Origin of the sequence: Proteus sp. G2674 (assembly GCF_009915195.1) — a bacterium.
GTDB lineage: Bacteria > Pseudomonadota > Gammaproteobacteria > Enterobacterales > Enterobacteriaceae > Proteus > Proteus mirabilis.
Genome location: NZ_JAABLS010000026.1, coordinates 1 through 10748 on the forward strand (window position 1 = coordinate 1; position 10748 = coordinate 10748).

Genomic DNA, 10748 nt, shown 5'->3' on the forward strand with positions numbered 1-10748 from the left:
AAGAACTTTTAAAGTTCCCCCTCACTTGATATAAATAATTATAGTCCCGTTTTCGGGACTTTTCAAGCTTTTTTTGTCAATTTCATCAAAAAAAACAATTAATTTAATATTAAAAAACAATGAGATACAGTAAAGATCAATAACTAAAGTTTGATTAAAAAACCGTAATCACCAAAGGAAGGGGTGAAAGATAGCCAAAAAGGAGCTGTAAGAGCCCATGCGCCCCGAAGCGGAGCATTTGAATGTTATGACGCAAGGCATAACAAAAAATGCGACTGAGAGCCGTACAGGAAGCAAGAAACCTCCCTTCACCCTGTAGAGCCAATCGGAACGGGCCACATCATAATAGTTAATTAGCCCCCTTTGAGAAGCGCTGTTAGGCTGTCAGAGATTTATCTCGCAACAGCCTGTACAGCGACTTAGTAACCCGTAGGGTTGCTTAGGGGGGCGTTTGCACGAACGGAAAACAACATTTTTTATATCGGTGGGTAACTCAATAAGTGGCGATAGACTCAATGTGTATCGCCACTTACTACTGAGCCACATTCAGGGCATTTATATTTATTTTTAGACATTAATATCTCCTACCTACAGATAAAAATAACCAATCAATACACATTTACACTTTTGTGTTATCACTCATTTTCTTTGAGCCAACTATCGACAAATTGACTGATCACATCTTTGATGGTTGTGTTTTGTTTTGCACAAGCAACCTTAAAGCGAATTTGAATATCTTCGTCTAAATCTACATTGATACGTTTTGTTTTTCCCTTTTTCTTTAATACTTTATCTAAATCACGGTGCTCACCAAAATTCATTTTATTTGATGTGGTAGTCTCTTTTTTAAGCGCCATGTCATTACCTCATTTGATGTTTTGTGTTTTTACTCATTTGTGTCAATGTGTTTTCACTCAAAAACTCTTAATATCTCTTTGGTGAGCATTTCAATTTCACCTTTTGCCGCTCCATCGTTCGATTCAAATACCGTATTGCCCTGTAAGATAGATTTGATGTAAATCTGACGTTGTGAAATACTTGTTTTCAAGGTTGGGATATCTTTGTCTTTAAGGTTTTCTTTTAACACATTTAACATTAAGGCTTGTTCGATTTTGCGCGTGATTAGAAATCGTGCTTCAACTTTACGATTATAAGCTTGCGCTTCCAATACTGCCGTTACGCTTCCTGCGGCTGAAAAGTCTAACGGGCTAGGTGTCACAGGGATAATAACCAAATCACTGACCATGACTGCCGCAGAGGTAATGACAGACAAAGAACCAGCCCCGTCAACAACAACCAACTGATAATTCGAAAGATCTTTACGAATGCTGTACACGTCTTTTTCAGAAGACGCAGTATATACGTCGAAAGCGCTATTTCCCACCCGACTCCAATTAGTCAGACTCATTTGAGGGTCAGTATCAACAACCGCTAAATGATAACCCTGTTTAGTTAGCGCAGTTGCGACATTAATAACTGCTGTTGTTTTACCTGAACCGCCTTTTGGATTTAAGAAAGAAATAATTTTCATTTGAAACCTCATTAACTCAATTGTGTTTAAGAGCTTATGTGTTTAAGAGCTTATGTGTTTAAACTCATTTGTGTGATTATAGCACGAAAAACAACCGTGTAAATGGGTAAAAACACATTTACACATAAACACATTTTAAGAAGTAGCAAAAGGTGAGTTTGAGAGCAAAAAACGTGTTGACTACGTCTAAGTTGATAAAGAGGGCGATTTTTACAAAAAAATCTGCATTTAACATACTGGGTCTTATGTGATCCAGTTTTTTTTTATTACTAGTATTAATTAATGGTAAAATTCACAACAAATAGCTATAATAGACATTCAAGCCATTTTGTACTTTTTTACGGAGTGTTACTTATGGAAATTATTCCTGCTCAACTCGCCAAAAATCAATTTGGTGATTTACTAATGAAAGCTCAACGTGAACCTGTCCAGATCAGCAAACATGGAAAGCGTGTAGCTGTAGTCATTTCTCCAGACGAATATGACCAATTTACACAGTTGAAGTTACAAAATTTAAAATCTATTTTGGCCGAATCTATTGAACAAGCAGAACGGGGAGAGTTACATCATATTGATGATGTTTTTGCACCTTTAACTAGCAATGAAATTGAAGGTTAATCTTATAAATGAGTGTTCTATTTACCAAGAAAGCAAAAGAGCATATTCGCACCATAAGACGATATTCTTTGACCCATTGGGGAAAAAATGTAGCTGAAACTTACATAAATTGCTTAAGAATCACAATAATCAATATTATTGAAAAACAACCCTCTATTGGTATAGATCGTAGTGATGACCTTTTTACAGGAATAAGAAGTTTTCCTGTAGAAAGTCATATTATTTACTATCGAGAAGTTGAGAATGGAATAGAAGTATTAGCAGTATTACATCAATCTCAAGATCCACATATTCATATAAAAAGGGATTAATTTTCCCCTGTCATATCAATAGAGGAATGATTAATTGTTATATTCATATTAAACCCTAGCCGTTTTAATGTTTCTTTATGTGTTTTACAAACAACTATGATATATTAATTATCATAGGTACTACGTAAAGGCAGGTTACTATGGATAATAAAAATCACCCAAATGATCATTTGTTAATTAAGTGGGGTTCAATATTCATCTTTATTAGTGCAATTCCGATATTTATTATTTTTTATTTTAATGATATAGATATATTATTTGCTGTGTATGAAAAAATAAACAATATACCATCAACTTATTCTTCAACATATCCAATAATTAGCAAGTTATCATTTTTTTACTGCAAATTATCACCATTAATAGTATTGTTATTTTTCATTTTTTGTTATAAGAAACTGACTCTTGTAAAACCTATACCAATTAATAAATTAATAATAAATGTTATTTTTCCATGTCTTGTGATTACGATTATTTCTCTATATGTTTTATATTTTTACAATACTGATATATCAGATAGTGGTTGGAGTATACTTAAAACTATATCCAGTAATAAACACCTATTATTTGGTTACTATATAGCTATTTTTTTTGGATATTATGTTTGGTTGTTTCTTTTTTTTATTTCATTTATTTATCTTCCATTTAAATCAATTCGTTGATAAATAGTGATTACTTAATTTTTATAAAAATAAATGGTTATCTTAGATAGTTTTAACTAAATAAGATAACCAAAAGTAATTAATGAGCTTCTGGAATAAGTAAGTTGTTAATTTTATCAACAACTTTATCATCAATTAAGGATGCTAAATAACTAATTAACATTATAGTTGCTATAATTGCCAAGGTTGTAGGTAATGCTCCTATAGCTAAAAATGATGCAATTGATGAGATAAAACTTATTGCTATACTTATCGCTATCCCCGTAGCATATCCACTGATTATCATAGCTTCCACTTCCAGCATCAATGGTTTCCAGTTACCAGTCTCAAAACCAATAGCTGCTTTTTCGCGAAGCTTTTCAACACTCAATACTTTACCCAATACCCCGAATGACTTACCTAAACGCTGAAAATTTTCAGACAGGATTTTTGTATCCACATGGCGCACTGCATTAGCCAGTACCACTCTATCCGCTTGTTTTATCTTAATATTAGGATTACGGTTGATTTTTTCCATCATTTTTAATGCATCAGACAAGCTACGTAATTTCTTTCCCTGAAAGTTACGTAAATCACTAGCGATCTCATTAGCAATAGTTTTGTATTTTTCCCCCAAGTGTTTACTAATTTTTTCGCCAGTATTAATGATAATATCTGCCGCTCCCATCAATGCCTCTTTTTCTGCATCTTGGATAAATTTTTTATTTTGTGGGTACGATTGATATGCATTAACAACCATTAATTTCGCTAAATTTTCTTTTTTTTCATCTTGTTCAATATTTAAATCTTTATAGAATGCATTTAACTGGCGACTTTCATATTGTGATGCTTTTATAATTTTCTTGGAGAATTTTTCTATAAAACCTAATTTATTTAATGTAAAAATAAATTCATATTCCTTTATTTTTACATTATAATCAAGAATATTACTAGGCTCAGTTTTATAACCTAATATTGCAAATCTCTTTACCTCTTCTAATCTATCTTTTTTCTCATTTGGTATCCCCTTAGAATAGCGATTATAGGTTTTCTCTATATATTCCTCAGAAATATTTTGCACGTTTCCATCGTCATCAAATGTGACGGTATGAATATAATGCCCATTATAAATAGATACTCTAGCCTTATTATTTTTCAAATCAAAATAATCTTTTCTTATTCTCGACGTTAATCTCCCTAAATCTCGATCACGAGCCAACTTATTATTATAAGGTATCGGTAATTCAAGTTGGTTATTCTGAACATTATTTTTTTTATAATCAACACTATTACCTTTTCCATCAACTTCAATATTATTAGTCGTATGACCATTTTGAGGATTAATAATCCTTGCTCCGTGTACAGTCACCGTAAAGTTTAATCCCTCAAGCCCTTCTATTGTTGACGTAGTATATGAAAACGAAGCATTTGGATCACTTAAACTGATGATATTTCTATCTCCTCCATCGCCTTTTCCTACTGGGCCACTACCTAAATCACCTTTACTAGGTCTATCGGCAGTCACTGAAAGATGATCGGTCTCTGCTGAATGATTATTTTTACTCATAAAAATTTCCTTTTTTTATTAAAAACCAGCCAATGATACTGTATATATATACAGTATAAATATAAACCTTATTCCTCCTCACGTCAATTTCTTTCTGAATAATTATTGAATATAAAAAAAATCTTATTTTTCAAAAAATTAAAAGGCGCCATTAGAAAATAATTGAAAAATTGGGGACGTAACGATATTGCTACCATAAGCAATTTAGGGAACGTTTGTTTTGTACGAAGGAATTAAACAGAAAACGTTTCACCGTAACAACTTTCATGCTCTCTGTGAACGCGTTGACGCGATTTTGGCATGGGATAAAGCGGCGGTAGATGCAACCACCGTGATAAAAAAATGCTTATTTGATGTGGGATTGTCCATAGGAAATAATGATAGTGCGATTGCTGGTCATGCTGTCTCTGTTAATGCAATATTGGTAACAAATAATACCCGCGAATTTTCACGAGTTGAAGGACTAAAAATAGAGGGCTGGACTCATGTTTGATATTTTTGATAATTTTTTGGGTTGCTTTGCCATTTTATTTTTATAATTCTTATTATGGCATTAAGTGATCTTTTATTTTTTTAATAACACTAAAAAGCCAGTAAGTTACTGGCTTTTTTAACATAACACTGTCTTATCGGAACCAATTTTTTAGGCATTGCTACGCAAAATCTGGCAAAGAAACCTACAAAAGCCAAGAAAAATACTTATGCTCATTTACCGATTAAAAGGGGAATTTAAATAGACCAAAAATATAAAGATCTTAAAATAATTTAGATGAATCCGAGTTACCCACCGCACTTAAAAAATCGCAGGTACGCCTACGCTACGCTATCGGCTACCCGTACGCGACGGATTACCGCACTTTTATTGGTGCGTTAACCCTGCTCGACTTTTTAAAGCCGTGGATAACTCTGCTTTAATTAAGTTCATTTAAAGTTACCTCCAAGTAAGTTTAAATTCTTCACAAAATAACTTCGTCAATTCTTTGCAGGGCAATAGAGAGAATTCGATATTCTTTAGCGTGGTAAAATAATGTTCTGTTTCTAACAATTTTTCACGAGTTGGCTTGATGCCATTGAGCTTATCAGCTTTCGACACCTGATTACGCTTAAACTTTTGAAAAACCAATTTATATTTTTCCCCATTATAAAAAACAGAAAAACACTCACTAAAGGTATTCCCTTTCACTTTTCTAAAAATAATTTCATATTTAGCACTCATTTTATTTCCTTACAAAGGATTCCCATATAACATTTTAATTTCAAAATCGGATCAAAAAATAAATTATACAACTCTATTTTTTTTGTGAAAAATTAAATCATATTTAGGGTGAATACCTGCCAATAACATTAAATATTCACATTCCGCAGGGCTAATCAACTGTTTTCTAACTGCTCTCATTGCCGCAGAACGCTTATTTACCCACGTTTTTACGCTAATCCCTAACAATTCAGCCATTTTTGAATCTGAAAATTCTAATTCTTTTTGTAAAGTCACTAAGTCTTTAGGATAAACATCATTTATATTTATCAAATCAAACTCCTATAATTTATTATGCAAGTTTTATTTTTTATTTCATACCTTTTATGGTATGTAAGGAACCCTACGAAATCCAAGAAAAACAGTTATGTTAATTATTATTAACTATACGCATTTTTATTTACATGGTTTATATCTAAATTCTAATGATATCAATTCATTTAAAAAATGATTATAAACAATAGCGCTTTTACTTTTTTTTATTTTTTCTAGTGATTCATAAAAATTAACTTCATCATAGGGATAATATAGAGTTAACAATTCATTTATTTTTGTTTTTAATCTTAAGGTTTTGTGCTCATAATAAAATAATTTAAAAAGATCTAAAAGGAATATACCTACAATAGGAACTGTAAGTGCAGAAGCTATAATAATATTAATCAACTTGTTAATTTCGTATGAACTCGTTGCAGCAGCAATAAAGAAAAATATGGTTATTATATATGCAAGAAGAAAATAGGGGATAGTTCTATACCAACTCCAAAAGCTAAAATAAAACGTTTTACCCGCTTTTTCTTTTCTATATATATTCTTTTCCCTTTCGATAATTTCATTAAGTCTAAACTTAAAGTAACATATTTCATTAAAAACCTTTTCATTATCTGTTTGCATGTTATCCTCATTAAATTAAGAGAGTATACCCATTTTGATACAAACATGATTTCGGGTATATAGTTAATCTTCAATATCTAAATCTAATTTCTTTGCATCTTCTTCTGTAATGATAATACCGTTAGGATGTTCATAATACGCACTTAAATTAGAATTCACAGGATAAATAATAGGGTACGAATCATCTAACCGCGTTATTGGATATCCATCTTTATCAAGAAGATTAATATCACCATTTTTATTTTTCTTCCAAACATAATCATACTATTCACCTTTAACATTTAATGATAGAAATACAATACAACCCGTTTTATATAAACATTATGCCCGTTTTCGGGCATTAGCGCAAGCGGTAATTGTAATAATTTTCATTTTTTTTACATCGGTTTTTCTCATTAATAATTGACATAAATAAAGTATTGTTATACAATGTATGACAAAACAAAGGGGGCATTAAATGCGTAAAAATTCTACAAAAGCAATTCGCTTAAATGATGATGAACTCAATTTATTTGAATCTTATGCAAACGCTAAAGGCTTAACATTTAGTGAGTTATGTAAAAGTGCAGTTATTGAAAAAATTGAAGATGAAATTGATTTAAAACTTGCTGAGGAATCTTATCAAGAATATTTAAGCGATAATGAAACACTGAGTCATAAAGCGCTTTTTGATTCTCTTTGAGGTAAATTATGGGTCAATATCGCATTGAGTACACAAAACGCTTTCAAAAAGAAATCAAGAAAATCGATAAATATCACCAGAAAATTATTCAAAATTATATTGAAAAACATATCGATAATAGTATTAATCCCCGATTAATTGGGAAAATATTAAAAGGAGATAAATCGGAATTTATACGATATCGTATCGGTGATTATCGGTTAATAGCAACCATTGAAGATGATAAATTACTGATTTTGGCGCTTTCTATCGGGCATCGAAAAGATATCTATAAACACTTTTGAAATTACAGGGGCTTAATTGCCCCTTTGTTTTATGCCCTTTAGGGTATGTAAGGCAACCCATTCCTGCCAAGCCGTAAGCGTAGCGAACTAAAACAACCACAAAATGAAACACAGCGCGATTGTCAGATGGTCGGAGACAAAAGATAGGGGAAACATCACCTAATAAGCCTAAATCTTATTAGAGAACGTTACAGAGCGTAATTTATTGGTAAATACAAATATACAAACTCAATATCAAATTTTTTCCATATGTTTTTTAGGTTTTCGCAAAGTGGATATAAATATTTAATTACAAAATTTTGAAACATAATTTCCACTGGATCAATACTAGCTTCGACATGTAACTCATTATTTAGCTTGCAAATTTGACATTGTTCCTCTAGTGTATCAAATATATTTTTAGCTTTATAAAAGTTATCATCAATATTTATTTTTTCATGAAAAATAATTTCATCATTTTCTATAAACTTTATATAAATATGTTTATTCATAATTAACGTCTATTAATTATTTTATAATCAGGATGTTTATCAATCAAAAGCAACATGAATTCATATTCTAACTTGCTTATTTTTCCTTCTCCACTAATTTTGTTTTTCCACGTTTTTTCTGATATACCTAGTAAATCTGCCATTTGAGCATTATTATAATTAAGCTCACTTCTAAGATTTTTCAGAGTTTCTTTCGTTATATCTTTTTTATCAAATTTCATTTTTTACCTACTTATTAATTTTTTCATCAGTATATTTAGATAAAAATTCTTCTGTTAACTCTTTTAATGGAAGCTCACTAACACTTATTTCATTGAAGTCGTTAAATTCGAATTCATTATTCAGTATTTCAAATCGCTTGCATTTAATCCCTTTCAATCGTTCTGTTTTACTAGGGTTAGTACGACCTAAAACTAAATAATGAAGTTTGAATTTTTCCCCATCACTATAAACGATAAGGCTACTTCGTACCGTCCCGCCCGTTCTTGCCATATATATTTGTTTCATTTTACGATTCCTAATACTGAGATAAGTTAGATCAAAAATTAATTAGTTTTAACTCATTTTCTGAGAAAAAAGTGTTTCTTCCATCATTAAATTTTACCTCAATGTTGAGTTCATAATTATTATCTATACTAATTATCTCGCATTCATAACCAACAAGATTAGAACCTAACTTATCATTAATAATCATTACGTTATCATTGACTGAGAATTGTTTAGACATTATTTAGCCCCATAAATTGATAACTCAGTTACTACCATAATAAACGTTTTTAACTAACACCGTAACTACTTCTGCATAAATGCTTATGCCCCTAGCTAACGCTAGAGGCTGTTTTTTAATCTAGTGTTGAAACAAAACCGATAATTTTAATTAATTTATCGACATTCAGATCATCGATAACTAATTGTTGATTTCCTCTATAACGTCTATTAACCTCGCCTGTAATACCATTGTTTAACTTAAACCCTGTAAATGAACTATGATAATCATTTAATTTTCCAAATCTTGATATCATTCCTTTTAAGATTTTATCTTGTTCTAAATTATTATTATAAGATTCTAAATCTTCAATATATTTTTTTATCTCTTCATCAATATTAGCTAGTATTTTTCTTTTAATATCATTTGCAATATGTTGAGGTTTTCTATTCTCTGAGACTGTGCAATAATTACAGGAATAACGAAACAATCGACTATATATTGAACCAGATATATTTATACGACCTTTTTCAGGTCTAAAATAAATTGAATAATCTTTATATTTTGGTGATGTTAAAATAATACATAAATCCCATGATTTAATTTTATTTATTCGCCATTCATTACCTAAATAATAGCAAATATCATTACAAACAGACTGATATTCTTGAAAAAAACAATTTTGTTTATTCATATTAACCCCTAGCCGTTCGGCTTTGAAATAATGATATAGAGAGTATCTTACTCTCTATATCAAATTAAAATTAATATCTATTTTCTACTTGTTGCCACCCTTTCGATTTATATTGACCGCTAGAGCCATATTTTAATCTAATCTCATCAATGCTTTTTTCCTGATTATTTCTAAAACATTTATGCTCTTCTGGACGATAAAACCATTGTTGTTTTTTCGGTGCCCACTTACACCCGATTTCTTTTAATGTTTCTTTATGTATTTTAGTATCTCCACTAATCCAGACCCAATTACCGATAACCTCAAAAATAATGTCACTTAATCCTGACAGAGTATTTAATACAGACTCTAGTTCATCACCAAAATTATACTGTTTAGTTTTATCATTACTCTGAAAAAGATTAATTTTATCAATATTTTTCATTAGAGTGTCGTATGCTGAATTAACAGCTTTCATTAATTCAGCACCTAACGGATTTCGGTCGGGATGATATTTTAAAGCAGACTTTTTATACGCTTTTTTGATATCATCTTCTGTTAGCTCTCCCGCTAAACCAAAAATATTTAAAGCTTCTTGAATTGTCATTTTAAAACTCCTAGCCGTTCGGCTGTTATTGATATATGAAAGAACTTTTAAAGTTCCCCCTCACTTGATATAAATAATTATAGTCCCGTTTTCGGGACTTTTCAAGCTTTTTTTGTCAATTTCATCAAAAAAAACAATTAATTTAATATTAAAAAACAATGAGATACAGTAAAGATCAATAACTAAAGTTTGATTAAAAAACCGTAATCACCAAAGGAAGGGGTGAAAGATAGCCAAAAAGGAGCTGTAAGAGCCCATGCGCCCCGAAGCGGAGCATTTGAATGTTATGACGCAAGGTATAACATTCAAATGCGACTGAGAGCCGTACAGGAAGCAAGAAACCTCCCTTCACCCTGTAGAGCCAATCGGAACGGGCCACATCATAATAGTTAATTAGCCCCCTTTGAGAAGCGCTGTTAGGCTGTCAGAGATTTATCTCGCAACAGCCTGTACAGCGACTTAGTAACCCGTAGGGTTGCTTAGGGGGGCGTTTG

Annotated in this window: 18 protein-coding genes; 6 read left to right on the forward strand and 12 right to left on the reverse strand. The window is 31.2% G+C overall.

Translation table 11 applies throughout. The annotated features are described in order from the left end of the window. Window positions 1-635 precede the first annotated feature (635 nt). Complete coding sequence (locus GWI58_RS12115; protein ID WP_115064976.1) at window positions 636-857, reverse strand: plasmid partition protein ParG; 222 nt, start codon at window positions 855-857, stop codon at window positions 636-638. 53 nt (window positions 858-910) lie between these two features. Then, entirely contained in the window at window positions 911-1531 is a 621-nt protein-coding gene (gene parA / locus GWI58_RS12120) for a ParA family partition ATPase (RefSeq protein WP_115064975.1), read from the reverse strand. Window positions 1532-1885: 354 nt separating this feature from the next. On the opposite strand from parA, the gene GWI58_RS12125 reads away from it, so the two are divergent. From GWI58_RS12125 to cui, 3 genes are all read left to right on the forward strand, one after another. After that, window positions 1886-2149, forward strand: a complete 264-nt coding sequence (locus GWI58_RS12125; RefSeq protein ID WP_012368894.1) for a type II toxin-antitoxin system Phd/YefM family antitoxin — start codon at window positions 1886-1888, stop codon at window positions 2147-2149. Between the two features lie 8 nt (window positions 2150-2157). Further along, a complete protein-coding gene (locus GWI58_RS12130) occupies window positions 2158-2460 on the forward strand; it encodes a type II toxin-antitoxin system RelE/ParE family toxin (protein WP_161769199.1) in 303 nt (100 codons plus the stop codon). Window positions 2461-2600: 140 nt separating this feature from the next. Next, window positions 2601-3119, forward strand: a complete 519-nt coding sequence (gene cui / locus GWI58_RS12135) for a colicin immunity protein Cui (protein ID WP_161769200.1) — start codon at window positions 2601-2603, stop codon at window positions 3117-3119. A 79-nt stretch (window positions 3120-3198) separates the two neighbouring features. Here cui and GWI58_RS12140 read toward each other — a convergent pair whose 3' ends face one another. After that, window positions 3199-4665: a colicin-like pore-forming protein gene (locus tag GWI58_RS12140; RefSeq protein ID WP_161769201.1), complete on the reverse strand. Its 1467-nt coding sequence runs from the start codon at window positions 4663-4665 to the stop codon at window positions 3199-3201. A 220-nt stretch (window positions 4666-4885) separates the two neighbouring features. On the opposite strand from GWI58_RS12140, the gene GWI58_RS12145 reads away from it, so the two are divergent. After that, window positions 4886-5158: a hypothetical protein gene (locus tag GWI58_RS12145; RefSeq protein ID WP_202608554.1), complete on the forward strand. Its 273-nt coding sequence runs from the start codon at window positions 4886-4888 to the stop codon at window positions 5156-5158. 438 nt (window positions 5159-5596) lie between these two features. Here the strand turns inward: GWI58_RS12145 and GWI58_RS12150 are convergent, their stop codons facing one another. From GWI58_RS12150 to GWI58_RS12160, 3 genes are all read right to left on the reverse strand, one after another. Continuing rightward, window positions 5597-5881 (reverse strand): hypothetical protein, encoded by a 285-nt coding sequence (locus GWI58_RS12150; RefSeq protein WP_161769202.1) that lies wholly within the window; start codon window positions 5879-5881, stop codon window positions 5597-5599. 63 nt (window positions 5882-5944) lie between these two features. After that, window positions 5945-6193, reverse strand: coding sequence for a hypothetical protein (locus tag GWI58_RS12155; RefSeq protein WP_161769203.1), 249 nt, complete (start codon window positions 6191-6193; stop codon window positions 5945-5947). 123 nt (window positions 6194-6316) lie between these two features. Then, a complete protein-coding gene (locus tag GWI58_RS12160; RefSeq protein WP_161769204.1) occupies window positions 6317-6811 on the reverse strand; it encodes a hypothetical protein in 495 nt (164 codons plus the stop codon). A gap of 457 nt (window positions 6812-7268) precedes the next feature. Between GWI58_RS12160 and relB the strand changes: the two genes are divergently transcribed. Together relB and GWI58_RS12170 are read left to right on the forward strand one after the other, a co-directional pair. Further along, the gene (gene relB, locus GWI58_RS12165; RefSeq protein WP_112843044.1) at window positions 7269-7493 is read left to right on the forward strand and encodes a type II toxin-antitoxin system RelB family antitoxin; all 225 of its coding nucleotides are present in this window, start codon (window positions 7269-7271) and stop codon (window positions 7491-7493) included. 8 nt (window positions 7494-7501) lie between these two features. Then, on the forward strand, window positions 7502-7777 hold the full coding sequence (locus GWI58_RS12170; RefSeq protein WP_161769205.1) for a type II toxin-antitoxin system RelE family toxin: 276 nt from the start codon (window positions 7502-7504) through the stop codon (window positions 7775-7777). Window positions 7778-7965: 188 nt separating this feature from the next. On the opposite strand, the gene GWI58_RS12175 is transcribed toward GWI58_RS12170, so the two are convergent. The 6 genes from GWI58_RS12175 to GWI58_RS12200 all read right to left on the reverse strand — a co-directional run bounded on the left by GWI58_RS12175 (window position 7966) and on the right by GWI58_RS12200 (window position 10254). Next, complete coding sequence (locus GWI58_RS12175) at window positions 7966-8268, reverse strand: hypothetical protein (RefSeq protein ID WP_161769206.1); 303 nt, start codon at window positions 8266-8268, stop codon at window positions 7966-7968. A gap of 2 nt (window positions 8269-8270) precedes the next feature. Beyond that, complete coding sequence (locus tag GWI58_RS12180; RefSeq protein WP_161769207.1) at window positions 8271-8489, reverse strand: antitoxin Xre-like helix-turn-helix domain-containing protein; 219 nt, start codon at window positions 8487-8489, stop codon at window positions 8271-8273. A gap of 7 nt (window positions 8490-8496) precedes the next feature. Continuing rightward, window positions 8497-8775: a hypothetical protein gene (locus GWI58_RS12185; protein ID WP_161769208.1), complete on the reverse strand. Its 279-nt coding sequence runs from the start codon at window positions 8773-8775 to the stop codon at window positions 8497-8499. A 31-nt stretch (window positions 8776-8806) separates the two neighbouring features. Beyond that, complete coding sequence (locus GWI58_RS12190; protein WP_161769209.1) at window positions 8807-8995, reverse strand: hypothetical protein; 189 nt, start codon at window positions 8993-8995, stop codon at window positions 8807-8809. Between the two features lie 115 nt (window positions 8996-9110). Continuing rightward, window positions 9111-9668, reverse strand: coding sequence for a hypothetical protein (locus tag GWI58_RS12195; RefSeq protein ID WP_161769210.1), 558 nt, complete (start codon window positions 9666-9668; stop codon window positions 9111-9113). A 70-nt stretch (window positions 9669-9738) separates the two neighbouring features. Further along, complete coding sequence (locus tag GWI58_RS12200; protein ID WP_135023910.1) at window positions 9739-10254, reverse strand: DnaJ domain-containing protein; 516 nt, start codon at window positions 10252-10254, stop codon at window positions 9739-9741. Window positions 10255-10748: the final 494 nt, after the last annotated feature.